Origin of the sequence: Paraburkholderia sp. RAU2J (assembly GCF_003634845.1) — a bacterium.
In the GTDB taxonomy this organism is placed as follows: Bacteria; Pseudomonadota; Gammaproteobacteria; order Burkholderiales; family Burkholderiaceae; genus Paraburkholderia; species Paraburkholderia fynbosensis.
In genome coordinates this window covers 192,746-209,349 of the sequence record NZ_RBXG01000001.1, presented here as the reverse complement: position 1 = coordinate 209,349, position 16,604 = coordinate 192,746, and the positions used below count along the sequence as shown (strand labels likewise).

Below are 16,604 nucleotides of genomic sequence, written 5' to 3'. Positions count from 1 at the left end.
AAGCCACGGAGGTCCGTGATGAGACCTGCCGGCGAGGTGTTGGCCGTATTCCCGTCGCATCCGTGTCGCGTTCACGTTGAACGCATGTCGAGTTCGGCGAACGCAAGGTCTGGATTCGTTTTGATTCACCTCGATGTGCATCGGAGCGCATCGGGGTCGCGTGCTGGCCGGACACATGTCGCCTGCGTGCCGCCCATGACTGCGTGAGCGCACCGGCGGTCGGCCAGCCGCCTCACGCGGCGCGAAGCCCGTTCTCCGCGGCCCGCCTTACCCGCCGCCCCATTTCCCTGGGCCGTGCGGCCCGTGCGTCGGCGCGCAGTGCCTGCCCCTGCCGCAGCCGTCCGCACAGACCGCCCCGCCCGTTGTCGCCTTGCATGAATGGCCGCCGTTCGTGCACCATGGCGCCCTTAGTTGCCGGAGTTCTCGGATGTCTCTCCCGACGCACGGCGCGCTTCGCGCGCCTTTCGCTTCTGCTTGCCGCTTCTCTTTTTTCCGCTCCCGGATCGTAATGGCTTCGGCCCTGTTTGCCGTGTTATCCGGCGGCGCGTTTTCGCCAGCCCCCGCGCTGGCGAAAACGCCGCCGCCCAAAACGGTGCTCGATGCGTCGGCGGTGGCCGTACCGGATCGCTATAGCGCCGACGCGGCGCAGCAGATCTTCGCCGCGGGCGGCAACGCGGTGGATGCCGCCGTGGCGATCGCCTTCACGCTGGCCGTGACCCGGCCGGACGCGGGCAACATCGGTGGGGGTGGGTTCATGACGGTGTTCATGGACGGCAAGCCGTATTTTCTCGATTACCGTGAGCGCGCGCCGCAACAGGCGACCCGAGGCATGTACGTCGACGACAAAGGCAACCTGGTGCCCGGCATGAGCGTGGTCGGTCATCGCGCGGTGGGCGTGCCGGGAACCGTCGACGGCATGTGGGAGGCGCAGCGGCGTTTCGGCAAGCTGAAGTGGAAGCAGGTGCTCGCACCCGCGATCCGCTGCGCGACCGACGGTTTCACGGTCGACCCGTCGCTGCAGCAGCGTCGCGATGCGGCTGTGAAAAATTTCGCCGGCAGGACCAATTTCGATGCCTACTTTTCCAGCCTGAAGGCGGGCGCGACGTTCCGCCAGCCCGAACTCGCGCAGACCTTGTCGCGGATCGCCGGGGACGGCGGCCGCGAATTCTACGAAGGCCGCACCGCGGACCTGATCGCCCAGCAGATGTACGGCCACGGCCTGATCACGAAGCAGGACCTGCTGCAGTACAAGGCGGTGTGGCGCCAGCCGCTGTCGGCCGACTGGAACGGCTACCGCGTGATCACCGCGCCGCCGCCGAGCTCGGGCGGCATCGGGCTGATCCAGATGCTGAAGATGAGAGCCGATCTGAAGCAGGCGTTCGACGGTCTCGAGCTGAATGGCGCGCCGTACATTCATCTGATCGCACAGATCGAGGACCGCGTATTCGCCGACCGGCAGCAATACCTCGCCGATCCGGACTCGTACAAGGTGCCCACCGACAAGCTGATCGACGACGCTTACCTTGCGCAGCGCGCCGACGAAGTCAAGCCCGACGAAACGCCGGGCGCGGCGCCGGTGAAGCCCGGCCTCGGCGACACGATGCCGGAGAAGGCGCAAACCACGCATTTCTCGGTGGTCGACAAGTGGGGCAACGCGGTATCGAACACCTATACGCTGAACGGCGATTTCGGTGCGGGCGTGGTGGTGGACGGCGGCGGCTTCCTGCTCAACGATGCGATGGATGACTTCGTGACCAGGCCCGGCAGCGGAAGCGCGGCCGACACGAGCGGCGTCGAACTCAACACGGTAGCGCCTGGACGTCGCCCGCTTTCTTCGATGACGCCGACGCTCTTGTTAAAGGACGACAGGGTGGCGCTGGTGATCGGCACGCCTGGCGGCTCGCGGATTCTGACGTCGATTTTCCAGGTGATGACCAACCTGTACGACTTCAACATGACGCCGACCGATGCGCTGGCCGCGATGCGCTTTCATCACCAGTTGCTGCCGCAGAAGACGATCTACTTCGAGCCGTTCCATCCGGTTAGCGGCGAGCTGGCCGAGCAGTTGAAGGCGATGGGCTACACGCTGGAGGAACAGTCGTTCAATGGCGATGTGCAGATGATTCGCGTCGAGGGCGCGACGCCTGAGCCGGCGGCCGATCCGCGAGGCGTGGGGGTGGGGCGGGTGATGCGGTGATGCGGTGACGCGGGGGGCCGGCGCGGGCGCGGGAAGTTGCGGGGGAGCGGGATATGGCGGTGGGTTCCTAGAGGCGGGGTTGTCGAAACAAGCGGCTGCGGGTGGCTGTGCTGTAGGAGGCGGGTCCGCAACGCAGCGGATGCTAGGGTAGTTGTTATAAGCAGGCGCGGCACGAGGCAAACGGCAAACGGCAAACGGCAAACGGCAAACGGCAAACGGCAAACGGCAAACGGCAAACGGCAAACGGCAAAAAACAACTACAGGCGGGGAACACAATGAGCGAACAGAAACTGAACATACTCGTGCTGCCGGGTTACCGGAGCTCTGGCGTCGGCCACTGGCAAACCCGCTGGGAGGCACTCGACCCCGCGTTCGCGCGCGTGCAGATGCCGGATTGGGACCATCCCGTGCGCGACGCGTGGTGCCGCACGCTCGATGCCGCAGTGGCCACTGCCGATGCGCCGGTGGCGTTCGCCGCCCATAGTCTCGGCTGCCTGGCGGTAGCCTTCTGGGCGTCGCACTACGCGAGCGCGGCGCAGCTTGCGAAGGTGGCGGGCGCATTGCTGGTCGCGGTGCCCGATCCCTCTGAACCTCACTTTCCACCGGACGCCAGCGGCTTCGCGCCGGTGCCGCTCACGCGCTTGCCATTCGCGACCATCGTCGTGGCGAGCAGCGACGATCCCTATGGCGGCGTGCCGTTTTCGCAAACGTGTGCGAACGCGTGGGGCAGCCGCTGGATCGATATCGGCGCGCGCGGCCACATCAACGCGGATAGCGGACTCGGCGATTGGGACGAGGGGCGACGCTGGCTGGCCTCGGTGGTCGCGCGGCGTTGAGCCGGGTGTTGGCGCGACGGCGTGCGCCGCCATGCGCCGCCAGCGGGGCCGACGCGAGGGCGTGATCGCTGTAGGGTGCGGGATGCGGCGCCCGCTGCACGATCGAGCCATCAAACCGCCAACACCTCACCGCTCCGACCTCTGCCGCCACGCCACGCCGCTCAACTCAGATCACGGACTTCGCCCGCAGCTCCGCAACTTTCGCGTCGTCATAGCCGAGCACGTCGCGCAGAATGTTCGCGGTGTGCTCGCCGAGCATAGGCGGGTGCGCCAGCGCTTCGGGCGGTGTGCCGCTCATGTTGATCGGATTGCGCACCAGCTTGACCGTGCCGCCCGACGGATGTGGCAGATCGACTCGCATCCCGCGCGCCACCACCTGCTCGTTCTCGAACACCTCGCCGAGATCGTTGATCGGCCCACACGGCACACCGGCTGCCTCGAGCGCGGCGATCCATTGCTGCTTGCCCTGGAGTCGAACCATGTCGGCGAGGATCGGCACGAGGATGTCGCGATGACGCACGCGCGCCGGGTTGGTCGCGAAACGCTCGTCGTCGGCGAGTTCGGGGCGGCCGCCCGCTTCGACGAACTTGCGGAACTGCCCGTCGTTGCCGACCGCGACGATGATCCAGCCGTCGCGCGTCTGGAAGGTCTGGTAGGGCACGATGTTCGGATGCGCGTTGCCCCAGCGCACTGGCGGCTGGCCGCTCGCCAGGTAGTTCGAATTCATGTTGGCGAGCATCGCGACCTGCACGTCGAGCAGCGCCATGTCGATGTACTGCCCTTCGCCCGTGCGGTCGCGGTGCGTGAGCGCGGTGAGCACGGCGATGGTCGAATACATGCCGGTCATCAGGTCGGCAATCGCGACGCCGGCCTTTTGCGGGCCGCCGCCAGGCTGGCCGTCGCGCTCGCCAGTAATGCTCATGAAGCCGCCGATTCCCTGCACGATGAAGTCGTAGCCGGCGCGCTGCGCATAGGGGCCCGTCTGTCCGAAGCCGGTCACCGAGCAGTAGATCAGGTCGGGCTTCACTTCCTTGAGCGATGCGTAGTCGAGCCCGTACTTCTTCAACTGGCCAACCTTGTAGTTCTCGAGAACCACGTCGCTTTGCGCGGCCAGTTCGCGGATGATCCGCTGGCCTTCGGGCGATGCGATATCGACCGTAACCGAGCGCTTGTTGCGATTCGCCGCGAGGTAGTACGCGGCCTCGCGCGTGTCCGCGCCTTCCGGTGTCTTGAGATACGGAGGGCCCCAGTGGCGAGTGTCGTCGCCGACTTCGGGACGTTCGATCTTGATGACGTCGGCGCCGAAATCGGCGAGCGTCTGCGCGCACCAGGGCCCGGCGAGCACGCGAGTGAGGTCCAGCACGCGGATATGACTGAGAGCGCCCATCTTGTTGAATGTCTCCTAGGTAGCGCAAGCGGCGCGCAAGGCGCCGCGGATGGGGGCAATCTTAAGCGATTCCCGCATGCCGGCGCAGTCAGCCGAACGTCATAGGACGAATCGCAGTGGCTCGCACATAGCCCGCACCTGGCCCGGCGCGTATCCCGCGCATCTGCCGATATCACGGCTACCCAGCCAAACCTGGCCAAACGGCTAACTGTGCCGGGCGGCCTGCCGCGCAGCCGCGCCGATCCCGTATAATCAGTCGTTTAAGAAACGAACAGTTGGCGCATCCCACGATGCCGCCCGGTAACAGCCAGGACCGTCCCCCGCACGCTATGAAAGCCGCCGAAATCCGCGAGAAATTCCTCAAGTTCTTCGAATCGAAGGGCCATACGATCGTTCGCTCGTCGAGCCTTGTGCCCGGCAACGACCCGACACTGCTCTTCACCAATTCGGGAATGGTGCAGTTCAAAGATGTGTTCCTCGGCGCGGAATCGCGTCCGTATTCGCGTGCCACCACCGCGCAGCGCAGCGTGCGCGCGGGCGGCAAGCACAACGATCTGGAAAACGTCGGCTACACCGCGCGTCACCATACGTTCTTCGAAATGCTCGGCAACTTCTCGTTCGGCGACTACTTCAAGCGCGACGCGATCCACTACGCGTGGGAATTGCTGACGGGCGTCTACCAGTTGCCGAAGGAAAAGCTCTGGGTCACCGTCTATCACGAAGACGACGAAGCGCACGACATCTGGGCGAAGGAAGTGGGCGTGCCGGTCGAGCGCATCATCCGCATCGGCGACAACAAGGGCGCGCGCTACGCGTCGGACAACTTCTGGCAGATGGCCGACACCGGCCCGTGCGGTCCGTGCTCGGAAATTTTCTACGACCATGGCCCGGACGTGTGGGGCGGCCCCCCGGGATCGCCTGAAGAAGACGGCGACCGCTACATCGAGATCTGGAATCTCGTGTTCATGCAGTTCAACCGCGACGCGCAGGGCAACATGACGCCGCTGCCCAAGCAGTGCGTCGACACCGGCATGGGCCTGGAGCGGATCGCCGCGGTGCTGCAGCACGTGCACAGCAACTATGAGATCGACCTGTTCCAGGCGCTCATCGAGGCGGCGGGCCGCGAAACCGGCGTGAGCGACCTGAGCAACAACTCGCTGAAGGTGATCGCCGATCACATCCGCGCGTGCTCGTTCCTGATCGTCGACGGCGTGATCCCGGGCAATGAAGGCCGTGGCTACGTGCTGCGCCGGATCGTGCGCCGCGCGATCCGCCACGGCTACAAGCTGGGCAAGAAGGGTTCGTTCTTCCATCGCATGGTCGCGGACCTCGTCGCGCAGATGGGCGGAGCCTATCCGGAACTGAAAGAAGCGGAGCAGCGCGTTACCGATGTCCTGCGTCAGGAAGAAGAACGCTTCTTCGAAACCATCGAGCACGGCATGTCGATTCTCGACGCCGCGCTGGCCGCCCTCGAAGCGAAGGGCGGCAAGACGCTCGACGGCGAACTCGCGTTCAAACTGCACGACACCTACGGTTTCCCGCTGGATCTGACCGCGGACGTATGCCGCGAGCGCGAAGTGACGGTCGACGAACCGGCCTTCGACGAAGCGATGGCGCGCCAGCGCGAACAGGCGCGCGCGGCGGGCAAGTTCAAGATGGCGCAAGGCCTCGAATATTCGGGCGCGAAGACCACGTTCCACGGCTACGAAGAAATCGTCTTCGACGACGCCAAAGTGATCGCGCTGTACGTGGACGGCGCATCGGTGCAGCAAGTGGCGCACGGCCAGCAGGCTGTCGTCGTGCTCGATCACACGCCGTTCTACGCGGAGTCGGGCGGTCAGGTCGGCGACCAGGGCTTGCTCGCGAACGCCAGCGTGCGCTTTGCCGTCGCGGACACGTTGAAGGTGCAGGCTGACGTGGTCGGCCATCACGGCACGCTCGAACAGGGCACGCTGAAGGTGGGCGACGTCGTGAAGGCGGAAATCGACGCGGTGCGCCGCGCCCGCACGGAGCGCAATCACTCGGCCACGCACCTGATGCACAAGGCGCTGCGCGAAGTGCTCGGTGCGCACGTGCAGCAGAAGGGCTCGCTCGTCGACGCCGACAAGACCCGTTTCGACTTCGCGCACAACGCGCCGATGACGGACGAGCAGATTCGCCGCGTCGAAGAGATCGTCAACGCCGAAGTGCTCGCGAACGCGCCGGGCATCGTGCGTCTGATGCCTTACGACGAAGCGGTGAAGGGCGGCGCGATGGCGTTGTTCGGCGAAAAGTACGGCGACGAAGTGCGCGTGCTCGACCTCGGTTTCTCGCGTGAGTTGTGCGGCGGCACGCACGTGCATCGCACCGGCGACATCGGGCTCTTCAAGATCGTGATGGAAGGCGGCGTGGCGGCGGGTATTCGTCGCGTGGAAGCGATTACGGGCGACAACGCGGTGCGCTACGTGCAGGACCTCGACGCGCGCATCAATGCGGCCGCGGCGGTGTTGAAGGCGCAGCCGTCGGAACTGACGCAGCGGATCAGCCAGGTGCAGGATCAGGTGAGGTCGCTGGAGAAGGAACTGAGCGCGTTGAAGTCGAAGCTCGCGTCGAGCCAGGGCGATGAACTGGCCGGTCAGGCGATCGAAGTCGCCGGCGTGCAGGTGCTGGCGGCCACGCTCGACGGCGCGGACGTCAAGACGCTGCGCGAGACGGTCGACAAGCTCAAGGACAAGCTCAAGAGCGCGGCGATCGTGCTGGCTTCGGTCGAAGGCGGCAAGGTAAGCCTGATCGCCGGTGTGACCGCCGATGCAAGCAAGAAGGTGAAGGCGGGTGAGCTGGTCAACTTCGTCGCGCAGCAAGTTGGCGGCAAGGGCGGCGGCCGGCCGGACATGGCGCAGGCTGGCGGTACCGAGCCGGCGAATCTGCCTGCTGCGCTGGCTGGCGTGAAGGCCTGGGTCGAAGGCCAGCTCTGATTCGAGTCTGATTGAACCGTAAGGGCCACGCGGGGCGCCAGAAATTGGGCGTGTCGCGTGGCCCAGGTTTTTTTCCGTGCCGTCGTCGCTCCGGGCATGTGCTGACGCGGCGCGATTCACGGTTTCGCACGCGGCGGGCCTGCGGTCGGTTCCCGACGTTTATGCGGATTCGGCTTTGGCGTTTTTTGCGGTGCCGCTAGCCACCCTCAGGCGGCGCCCACATTCGCGGCCGTTGCCTTGGCGGTCGCAAGCGTCGTGTCCGTTCCGGCCACTGCGTCCATCGGCGCGGCCACACCTCCTTCCTCAGCCGTCACGAGCGTGCGCCGCAGCGCATTGAGCGCGGACGAAAAATGCCCGCGCCGCCACACGAGCAGCGTCTCGATTATCCCGATATCGGGCAGTTCGTGAACCGCGATATTGCTGGTGTCGGTTTGCAGATCCAGCACTGAGCGCGGCGCCACCGCCACGCCCGCACCGGCTGCCACGCACGCGACGATCGCGTGATACGAGCCGAGTTCCAGCACGCGCGCGGGCCTCACGCCGTGCTCCAGATACCACTTCTCGATATAAGCCCGGTACGCACAGCCACGCTCGAACGCGATCAGCGTCGATAGCGCGACGTCGCGCACTTCGTGTATCGGCCGATGTCCGCGCGGCGTGAGCATCACCAGCTCTTCCCTGAACACCGGCACCGTTTCGAACAGATCGCCGAGCGAAGCCGGGTCCAGCGGTGTCGCCACGAGCGCCGCATCCACTTCGAACTCGCGCACCCGTTCGATCAGCTTGCCGGTGGTGCCGGTCTCCAGTTCCAGCGCGACGGCGGGCCATTGCTGGTGATATTGCGCGAGCAGGGCGGGCAGGCGCGTCGCCGCGACGCTCTCCATCGTGCCCAACCGCAAGCGTCCGCTCGGCCGATCCTCGCGCACCGCGTGACGCGCCTCGTCGGCGAGCGCGAGCAGGCGCTCGGCGTAGGGGAGCAGCGTTTCGCCCGCCGGCGTCAGGACGAGCCGGCGGCCGTCGCGGATGAACAGGTCGGTGCCGAGCTGCTCCTCGAGCTGCTTGATCCGCGTGGTCACGTTCGATTGCACGCGATTGAGCTTGGCAGCGGCGCGCGTCACGCCGTTTTCCCGCACGACCGCGCGGAAAATGGTCAAGGCGGCCAGATCCATGATTCTCTCCGGGCGATGGTTTATATCGTAATTATTCACTTTTAGTGATTGAAAGGTCAAGCTAATATGCATTTGACCAATCGACCCGGCCGCTGCGCCGGCCCGCCTCACCGTCACTGCCTCCCGATCATGACCGACCTCGCTTCCCGTCCCTACGATCGCTTTTCCGAGCCCCATGCGGCGCGCCGTGCGGCGCTCGCCTGCATGGTGACGCTGGCCGTCACGCTTGGCATCGGGCGATTCGCGTTCACGCCGCTGCTGCCGTTGATGCTGCATGGCGGCGCGCTCGGTCAGCCGCAGCTCGACATCCAGCAGGGCGGCTGGCTGGCGTCGTTCAATTACGCGGGTTATTTCATCGGCGCGGTCAGTTGCGCCGCGTTGCGGGTCGAACCGGCGCGCATGGTGCGCGTAGGGCTCGTCGTGACGGTTCTGCTGACGCTGGCGATGGGCGTCACAAGCCAGTTCTGGGTGTGGGCGGTGGTGCGCTTTATCGCCGGCGCGGTCAGCGCGTGGACGTTCGTCTTCGCGTCGCAGTGGGGCCTGCGGCGGCTCGCCGAACTGGGCGCGCAGGCGTGGAGTGGGGTGATTTATACCGGACCGGGGGTCGGGATCGCCGGGACCGGGTTGCTGGTGAGCGCCGCAGGCGGCTATGGCGCGGCGGCGGGGTGGATCGGCTTTGGGCTGATCGGCGCGGTTCTGTCGATTGTGGTTTGGCCTGTCTTTGGCGCTGCGTCCGGCGTCAGTGGGAAGTGGGCGGCGGCTCGCAAGGGTGTTCCGGCGGACAGCGGGAATGCGGCGCAGCGTGTGGCCGGACATTCAGTCGTGAGAGAGCGGGCCGCGAGCCGATTCACCGCGAGCCCTGCTTCCGGCGAGCACGCCGTGGCTCAGCCCGCAGCGGACGAACGGGCCGTTGGGCAATCCACAGCGGACGAGCGCGCGTTTGGGCAACCCGCAGCGGACCTGCGAGCCGTGAGCCGCGAATCCACCGAGAGAGAGCGAACCCCCAACCATCCCGCCCACGCAGCGCTCTCCAGCGGACATACCGCTAGCCGGCCAAACCTCGACCAAGCCCCCCTAACCCCCGCCCCGCACCGCGCCGACGCCCTCTGGCTGATCCTGCTCTACGGCGTCCCCGGTTTCGGCTACATCATCACCGCGACTTTCCTGCCTGTGATCGCGCGCCACGCGCTGCCAGGATCGTCGTGGCCCGACCTGTTCTGGCCGATGTTCGGCGTGGCGCTGATGGTCGGCGCGCTGCTGGCGGCGCGTCTGCCGACGCACTGGGATAACCGCACGCTGCTCGCCGGCAGTTATGTGCTGCAAGCCTTCGGCATCGCACTCGGGATCGTCTGGCCGACGGCGGGTGGCTTTTCTCTGGGCAGCATCCTGATCGGCCTGCCGTTCACCGCGATCACGCTGTTCGCCATGCGCGAGGCGCGGCGTCTGCGCGGCGACGACGCAGCCGGGCTGATGGGGTACGCGACGGCGGCCTACGGTATCGGTCAGATCGTCGGCCCGCTGGTTGCCGCGCCGATCGCCGGGCACACGGGATCGTTCTCGCCGGCACTCTGGCTGGCGGCGGGCGCGCTGCTGCTCGGCGCGGCGGGTCTGGTCGTGGTGGCGCGCGTGCCGCGTGGCCGAGGCCGGGCGCGTATGCCGGACTGCGGTTGCAATGAGCGGTCGCGGAGTTGCCCGACCCAACGCGCAATGGGAAACAAATAACGCGCCGCCGCACTAAAATGACCGCTTTCCGTCATTGCCGCGCCCGTCGCCAGGCGCGCCGCCTCCCATGCAACATTTCGCGTCAGACAACTACGCCGGCATCTGTCCCGAAGCGCTCGACGCGCTGATCGCCGCCAACAACAGCGGTCACGAGCCGGCTTACGGCGACGACTCCTGGACCAACCAGGTCTGCGACCGTCTGCGTGAGCTGTTTCAGACCGATTGCGAAGTTTTCTTCGTGTTCAACGGCACGGCGGCCAATTCGCTGGCGCTCGCGTCACTGTGTCAGTCGTATCACTCGGTGATCTGTCACGAACTCGCGCACATCGAAACCGACGAATGCGGCGGTCCGGAGTTCTTCTCGGGCGGCTCGAAGCTGCTGACCGCGCCGGGCATCGGCGGCAAGCTCACGCCGGATGCGATCGAGACGGTCGTGACGCGCCGCGCCGATATTCATTACCCGAAGCCGAAGGTCGTCACGCTCACGCAATCGACGGAAGTCGGCACCGTCTACAGCGTCGAGGAAGTGCGGGCGATCGCGGCCATCGCCAAACGGCGTCATCTGAAAGTGCATATGGACGGCGCGCGTTTCGCCAACGCGGTCGCAGCGCTCGACGTACATCCGTCGGAGCTCACGTGGCGCGCGGGCGTCGACGTGCTGTGTTTCGGCGGCACCAAGAACGGTTTGCCGGTCGGCGAGGCGGTGGTGTTCTTCGACCGCGCGCTCGCCGATGATTTCGCCTACCGCCTGAAGCAGGCGGGCCAACTGGCGTCGAAGATGCGCTTCATCTCCGCGCCGTGGCTCGGCCTGCTCGACAACGACGTCTGGTTGCGCAATGGCCGCCACGCGAATGCGATGGCGGAATTGCTGCAGACGCGGTTGCGGGAAATTCGGGGCGTGAGCATCATGTTCGAGCGTGAATCGAACGCGGTCTTCGCGCAACTGCCCGCGCAGGCCGCCAAGGCGATGCGCGCGCGCGGCTGGAAGTTCTACGAGTTCATCGGCGCGGGCGGTTGCCGGCTGATGTGCGCGTGGGACACGCAGCCGGAGACGGTCGAGCGTTTCGCCGCCGAAGTGCGCGAACTGTGCGCGGCGTGAACGGGTAGTGACGCGGTGAGTGGCCGGGGCCGTGCATGACACCGCGCACAAGACCCGGCCAGACACGTCCAGACAAAACAGACACAAGCCAGAAGAGACACCTCACGCCATGACCGAATACCGATTTTGTCCTCGCTGCGCAACCCCGTTGGCCGAGCGCGCCGATCCCGCGCACGAAGGCGGCCGCATCCGTCAGAGCTGTCCCGATACCGCGTGCGGCTACGTCCACTGGGACAATCCGCTGCCGGTGGTGGCGGCGATCGTCGAATACGAAGGCAAGATTCTGCTCGCGCGCAATGCCGCGTGGGCCGAGGGCGTGTTCGCGCTGATCACCGGCTTCCTCGAAAACGGCGAGACGCCGGAACAGGGCATCGCCCGCGAGGTGTTCGAAGAGACCTCGCTGCATACGGAAACGGTCGAGCTGATCGGCGTTTACGAGTTCATCCGCAAGAACGAACTGATCATCGCGTATCACGTGACGGCGTATGGAACCATCGCGCTGTCGCCCGAGTTGCTCGAATACCGGCTGGTCGAACCGGCGAAATTGCGGCCATGGCGCGCGGGCACCGGGCAGGCGCTCGGCGAATGGATGCGACGGCGTGGCTTGCCGTTCGAGTTCGTCGAGAGGCCGGGGCAATAGGCAATGCAATAAGCGGCGCCATCCACGCCGACGCGGGCACGCAGCGAACCCGCCGGCAACCGGCCACGCGGATGATGCAGTCATCCACGAGGCCACCGCCGCCGACCGCCGCATCATGCCGCCCGAGCCGCGTCGGCGCCATCACCCAACCGCATAACGGCCACGCCACACGTCCAATGAAAAAACCCGCTCCCGCTGCCCGCACCGCGTACCCGCATTTCCTGCCGATCACCACCCGCTGGATGGACAACGACGTCTACGGCCACGTGAACAACGTCGTCTACTACAGCTACTTCGACACCGTGGTGAACGAGTATCTGATCCGCGCGGGCGTGCTCGACTTCGAACATGGCGCGACGATCGGGCTCGTGGTCGAAACGCATTGCAGCTACTTCGCGCCGCTGGTGTTTCCCGAGCGCGTCGAGGCGGGCTTGCGGGTGACGCGCCTTGGCACATCGAGCGTGCGCTACGAAGTGGGGCTCTTCAGGGAAGGCGACGCGCAGCCCGCCGCGCAAGGCCATTTCGTGCACGTCTACGTGGACCGCGTCACGCGGCGTCCCGTGAAGCTGCCCGCCGATCTGCGCGCGGCGCTCGAACCGCTTTGCGCCGCCGCGCGGATGAACCAGACGGAATAGCCGCGTGCAGTCTTTCGTCATCAATCTGCTCAACGGCGTCAGCTACGGCCTGCTGCTGTTCATGCTGTCGGCCGGGCTGACGCTGATCTTCAGCATGCTCGGCGTGCTGAACTTCGCGCATGCGAGCTTCTATATGCTCGGTGCGTACATCGGTTTCTCGGTGGCGGCGCGCGCCGGGTTCTGGAGCGCGCTCGTGATCGCGCCGCTCGTGGTTGGGCTCGTCGGCGCGGCGCTGGAGCGCTGGCTGTTGCGACGCGTGCGCGTGCACGGCCATCTGCCCGAACTGCTGCTGACGTTCGGCGCCGCGTATCTGCTCGGCGAACTGGTCAAGCTCGGCTGGGGCCTCAACCCGCTTTCCGCGACGGTGCCGCCCGCGCTCGACGGCCCGCTCTTCACCCTCTATGGCGCGGCGTTCGCGCGCTACCGGGCGTTCATGATGGCGGTCTCGCTGGCGATGCTGGCGGTGCTGTACGCGGTATCGCGCGTCTCGAAGGCGGGGCTGATCGTGCGCGCGGCGCTCACTCACGCGAGCGCCGTCGAAGCGCTCGGGCACAACGTCCCGCGCGTATTCACCGGCGTGTTCGCCGCCGGCACGGCGCTCGCCGCGCTGGCCGGCGTGATCGGCGCGCCGCTCTTCGTGATCGAACCGGCGATGGCGGAGTCGCTCGGTTCGATCGTCTTCGTGGTGGTCGTGATCGGCGGGCTCGGCTCCTTGAGCGGCGCGCTCGTGGCCTCGCTGCTGGTCGGCTGTGTGCAGACGCTGGCGGTTGCGAGCACTGTGTCGCTGGGCGAGGTGCTGTCGATCATCGGTGCATCGGCCCCGGCCGAATGGGACGCGCTGACGCTCGCGCAGCTCGCGCCGCTGATTCCGTATCTGCTGCTCGTCGCGATGCTGGCGCTGCGTCCGCGCGGGCTGTTCGGCCGGCACGGCGATCATGCGTAAGCGCGGCGGGGCAGCCGAACCGTCCCGGGCGCCGGCGCCTGCGGCAGCGCCCGTGCCACCCGTTCGCGCGCTGTGGCGCACCGTCGCGCCGTGGCTTGCGCTCGTCGCGTTCCTCGCGGTGCCGCCGTTCGTCTGGCCGCAAAGCTGGCTGCTCGCCTATCTGGCGCAGAGCGCGGCGATGATCGTCTTCGCGCTCTCGTACAACCTGCTGCTCGGCGAAACCGGGCTGCTGTCGTTCGGGCATGCCGCGTATGCCGGGCTCGGCGCGCTCGCCGCCGCGCAGGTGTTCAACCGGATCGGCGCGCCGCTCGCGCTGCTGCCGCTGATCGGCGGATTCGGCGGCGCGCTGTGCGGCGTGCTGTTCGGCTTCATCGCGACGCGGCGCTCGGGCACCGCGTTCGCAATGATCACACTCGGCCTCGGCGAACTCGTGGTGGCGGCCGCGTGGGCGCTGCCCGACTGGTTCGGTGGCGAGGCGGGCGTGGCGATCGATCGTGCGAGCGGAACACCGCTGGGCGCGTGGAGTTTCGGCCCGGCGCGCGAAGCCTATGCGCTGATCGCGCTGTGGTGCCTGCTGGCCAGTGCGGCGATGTTCGCGCTGTCGCGCACGCCGTTCATGCGGCTGGCGAACGCGGTGCGCGACAACCCGGTGCGGGCCGCGGCGATCGGTTGCTATCCGCGGCGCGTTCGTTACGGCGTAGTGGTGGTGGCGGCGTTTTTCGCGGGCATCGCGGGGACGCTGGGGCTGATCAATATCGAACTGGTGTCGACGGAAAGCGTCGGCATGATGCGCTCGGGGGCGGTGCTAATTGCGACGGTGATCGGCGGTACGGCAGCGTTTTTCGGGCCGGTCGCGGGTGCGGTCGTGCTGACGTTTTTCAGCGTCGTGGTGGCGAGCGTGACGCGCGCGTGGTTGTTCTATCTCGGGCTTTTCTTTGTCGTCGTCGTGGTAGCGTCGCCGGATGGGCTGGCGGGTGTCGTCGAACGGCATGCGGCGCGGCTCGCGATACATGGCTGGCGCAAATGCCGCGCGGTTTATCTGTGGGGTACGGCTGGCGCGTTGTTGTGGGGTGCGGCCGTCGTGCTCGCGGTGCAATGGGCGTATGCGGTGCAATTTGGCGGGGATGACGGCGCGGCTTTCGGCGATGCCGGTGCGCCGTGGCCGCTGGCCGCGTCGCCGCTTTGGCTCGGCGTCATTGTCTTCATGCTTGCCGTGTCGGGTGCGCTTGCCACGCGTTATGCGAGTCGCGCGCGAGCGCGACTCGTGGGTCGGCCGGGCTCGGCGCAGACGGCTGAAGATCCGCGATGACCCGATTTCCCACGCAAGCAGGTCTCGCCGTTCACCCAGGCCCGACGTCACCGCGCGGAGCTTCGCGATGATCCCCGCACTCGCCCTTTACGGCATCCAGAAGCGCTTCGGGTCCACGCAGATTCTGCGCGGCGTCGATCTCGCGATTGAACCCGGCGAGCGTCATGCGCTGATCGGCCCTAACGGCGCGGGCAAGTCGACGCTCTTCAATCTGATCGCCGGCGGCGTGCGGCCGAACGCCGGGCGCATCGATCTGTTCGGCGCGGAGATCACGCGTCTCGCGCCGGCCGCGATTGCGCGGCGCGGGCTCGCGCGCAGCTTCCAGAGCACCAGTGTGTTCGCGCGCCTCACCGTGTTCGACAACCTGCGCTGCGCGGCAATGCTGGCCGAGCGCGGCCGTCTGCGCTGGTGGCAGCGTTTCAGCGGTTCGCATACGGTCGATGCGCACGCCGCCCAGGTGCTCGACGCGGTCGGCCTGAGCGCGCGCCGCGACGTGCAGGCCGGCACGCTCAGCTATGCCGAGCAGCGCGCGCTCGATCTCGGTATCGCGCTCGCGGGCGGCGCGCATACGTTGCTGCTCGACGAGCCGACTGCCGGCATGAACCGCGCGGAAGCGGCGCGCGCGATCGAACTGATTCGCGAGGCCACCGCAGGCCGCACGCTGCTGATGGTCGAGCACGACATGGACGCGGTGTTCGCGCTCGCCGACCGGATTTCCGTGCTGGTGCAAGGGCGCATCATCGCGAGCGGCACGCCGGCGGCGATTCGCGCGGATGCGGCGGTGCGCGCGGCGTATCTGGGTGAAGGATTCGGTGGGAAGGCCAGCGAACCGGCTCGCGAACCGATTGGCAAAAGCTCCGGCACAGCGTCCGGCGAGAAGGCCGCCGCCAAACCCGTCAATCGTCGCGACTCGCGAGGAGACGCATGAGCACACTGCTCGACATTCGCGCACTCAACGCATGGTATGGCGCGAGCCAGGCCTTGCATGGCGTCACGCTGCGCATCGGGCAAGGCGAAGTGCTCGCGCTGGTCGGGCGCAACGGCTCCGGCCGCTCGACGCTGGCGCGCGCGATCATGGGCCTCGTGCGCAGCGAGGGCGAACTGCGTTTCGCGGGCCGTTTGCTCGGCGGTCTGCGCACTTTCGAGCGAGCGCGCCTCGGGCTGGGCTATGTGCCTGAGCATCGCGACGTGTTTCCCGCGCTGAGCGTCCACGAGAATCTGCAACTCGGGGTCGCGCCGCGCGCTCGCGGCCGCACACCGCGCTTCACTTTCGACGATGCCTACGCACTGTTCCCCGTGCTCGCCGAACGCAGACGCACGCGGGCCGGTGCGCTATCGGGCGGTGAGCAGCAGATGTTGACGCTCGCGCGGGCACTGCTCGGCGATCCCGATTTGCTGGTGATCGACGAGCCCGGCGAGGGTCTTGCGAGTCTCGTGGTGGAGCAGGTCGCAGACTGTCTGCGGATGCTGCGCGAACGCGGCGTCGCGATGTTGCTGATCGAACAGCGCCTCGTGATCGCGCGGGAGATTGCTGGCCGTGTCGCCGTGATGGGGCATGGTGAGATCGTGTTCGACGGCGAGATGACGTCGTTTCTGAAGCGCGCCGACGTGATACAGGAGTGGCTGGGCGTCGGTTGAACGGAGCACGCTTTGCAGCGGCTTAGGGCGGCTCGAGTGTCGATCTGGCGGCGCGAAAGTAGGGGGCATGTTTCG

13 protein-coding genes are annotated in these 16,604 nt (G+C 66.9%); 11 read left to right on the top strand and 2 right to left on the bottom strand.

Going from position 1 to position 16,604, the window contains the following annotated elements:
* The first annotated feature begins 427 nt into the window (after positions 1–427).
* The gene (ggt, locus tag B0G69_RS00925; RefSeq protein WP_121315253.1) at positions 428–2,197 is read left to right on the top strand and encodes a gamma-glutamyltransferase; all 1,770 of its coding nucleotides are present in this window, start codon (positions 428–430) and stop codon (positions 2,195–2,197) included.
* Between the two features lie 275 nt (positions 2,198–2,472).
* Positions 2,473–3,033 (top strand): alpha/beta hydrolase, encoded by a 561-nt coding sequence (locus B0G69_RS00920; RefSeq protein WP_121315252.1) that lies wholly within the window; start codon positions 2,473–2,475, stop codon positions 3,031–3,033.
* A 166-nt stretch (positions 3,034–3,199) separates the two neighbouring features.
* Here B0G69_RS00920 and B0G69_RS00915 read toward each other — a convergent pair whose 3' ends face one another.
* A complete protein-coding gene (locus B0G69_RS00915; RefSeq protein ID WP_121315251.1) occupies positions 3,200–4,420 on the bottom strand; it encodes a CaiB/BaiF CoA-transferase family protein in 1,221 nt (406 codons plus the stop codon).
* A gap of 329 nt (positions 4,421–4,749) precedes the next feature.
* Between B0G69_RS00915 and alaS the strand changes: the two genes are divergently transcribed.
* Positions 4,750–7,374, top strand: a complete 2,625-nt coding sequence (alaS, locus tag B0G69_RS00910; protein ID WP_121315250.1) for an alanine--tRNA ligase — start codon at positions 4,750–4,752, stop codon at positions 7,372–7,374.
* Positions 7,375–7,580: 206 nt separating this feature from the next.
* Here alaS and B0G69_RS00905 read toward each other — a convergent pair whose 3' ends face one another.
* Positions 7,581–8,543, bottom strand: coding sequence for a LysR family transcriptional regulator (locus tag B0G69_RS00905; RefSeq protein WP_121315249.1), 963 nt, complete (start codon positions 8,541–8,543; stop codon positions 7,581–7,583).
* Between the two features lie 129 nt (positions 8,544–8,672).
* Between B0G69_RS00905 and B0G69_RS00900 the strand changes: the two genes are divergently transcribed.
* From B0G69_RS00900 to B0G69_RS00865, 8 genes are all read left to right on the top strand, one after another.
* On the top strand, positions 8,673–10,265 hold the full coding sequence (locus tag B0G69_RS00900) for a YbfB/YjiJ family MFS transporter (RefSeq protein ID WP_121315248.1): 1,593 nt from the start codon (positions 8,673–8,675) through the stop codon (positions 10,263–10,265).
* A gap of 67 nt (positions 10,266–10,332) precedes the next feature.
* Positions 10,333–11,364, top strand: coding sequence for a low specificity L-threonine aldolase (locus B0G69_RS00895; protein WP_121315247.1), 1,032 nt, complete (start codon positions 10,333–10,335; stop codon positions 11,362–11,364).
* A gap of 109 nt (positions 11,365–11,473) precedes the next feature.
* On the top strand, positions 11,474–12,004 hold the full coding sequence (locus B0G69_RS00890) for an NUDIX domain-containing protein (protein WP_121315246.1): 531 nt from the start codon (positions 11,474–11,476) through the stop codon (positions 12,002–12,004).
* Between the two features lie 176 nt (positions 12,005–12,180).
* Positions 12,181–12,639, top strand: a complete 459-nt coding sequence (locus B0G69_RS00885; RefSeq protein ID WP_121315245.1) for a thioesterase family protein — start codon at positions 12,181–12,183, stop codon at positions 12,637–12,639.
* Between the two features lie 4 nt (positions 12,640–12,643).
* Complete coding sequence (locus B0G69_RS00880; RefSeq protein ID WP_121315244.1) at positions 12,644–13,582, top strand: branched-chain amino acid ABC transporter permease; 939 nt, start codon at positions 12,644–12,646, stop codon at positions 13,580–13,582.
* Positions 13,575–14,891, top strand: coding sequence for a branched-chain amino acid ABC transporter permease (locus B0G69_RS00875; protein ID WP_199731129.1), 1,317 nt, complete (start codon positions 13,575–13,577; stop codon positions 14,889–14,891). The genes B0G69_RS00880 and B0G69_RS00875 overlap by 8 nt, the downstream gene beginning before the upstream one ends.
* A 67-nt stretch (positions 14,892–14,958) precedes the next feature.
* Positions 14,959–15,819, top strand: coding sequence for an ABC transporter ATP-binding protein (locus B0G69_RS00870; protein ID WP_241991250.1), 861 nt, complete (start codon positions 14,959–14,961; stop codon positions 15,817–15,819).
* Positions 15,816–16,529 (top strand): ABC transporter ATP-binding protein, encoded by a 714-nt coding sequence (locus B0G69_RS00865; protein WP_121315243.1) that lies wholly within the window; start codon positions 15,816–15,818, stop codon positions 16,527–16,529. Before B0G69_RS00870 ends, B0G69_RS00865 begins: the two co-directional genes overlap by 4 nt.
* Positions 16,530–16,604 lie beyond the last annotated feature (75 nt).

Bases quoted from the DNA above. Each gene is read 5' to 3' on its own strand.
- ggt (WP_121315253.1), top strand. From the start codon at position 428: ATGTCTCTCCCGACGCACGGCGCGCTTCGCGCGCCTTTCGCTTCTGCT.
- B0G69_RS00920 (WP_121315252.1), top strand. From the start codon at position 2,473: ATGAGCGAACAGAAACTGAACATACTCGTGCTGCCGGGTTACCGGAGC.
- B0G69_RS00915 (WP_121315251.1), bottom strand. From the start codon at position 4,420: ATGGGCGCTCTCAGTCATATCCGCGTGCTGGACCTCACTCGCGTGCTC.
- alaS (WP_121315250.1), top strand. From the start codon at position 4,750: ATGAAAGCCGCCGAAATCCGCGAGAAATTCCTCAAGTTCTTCGAATCG.
- B0G69_RS00905 (WP_121315249.1), bottom strand. From the start codon at position 8,543: ATGGATCTGGCCGCCTTGACCATTTTCCGCGCGGTCGTGCGGGAAAAC.
- B0G69_RS00900 (WP_121315248.1), top strand. From the start codon at position 8,673: ATGACCGACCTCGCTTCCCGTCCCTACGATCGCTTTTCCGAGCCCCAT.
- B0G69_RS00895 (WP_121315247.1), top strand. From the start codon at position 10,333: ATGCAACATTTCGCGTCAGACAACTACGCCGGCATCTGTCCCGAAGCG.
- B0G69_RS00890 (WP_121315246.1), top strand. From the start codon at position 11,474: ATGACCGAATACCGATTTTGTCCTCGCTGCGCAACCCCGTTGGCCGAG.
- B0G69_RS00885 (WP_121315245.1), top strand. From the start codon at position 12,181: ATGAAAAAACCCGCTCCCGCTGCCCGCACCGCGTACCCGCATTTCCTG.
- B0G69_RS00875 (WP_199731129.1), top strand. From the start codon at position 13,575: ATGCGTAAGCGCGGCGGGGCAGCCGAACCGTCCCGGGCGCCGGCGCCT.
- B0G69_RS00870 (WP_241991250.1), top strand. From the start codon at position 14,959: ATGATCCCCGCACTCGCCCTTTACGGCATCCAGAAGCGCTTCGGGTCC.
- B0G69_RS00865 (WP_121315243.1), top strand. From the start codon at position 15,816: ATGAGCACACTGCTCGACATTCGCGCACTCAACGCATGGTATGGCGCG.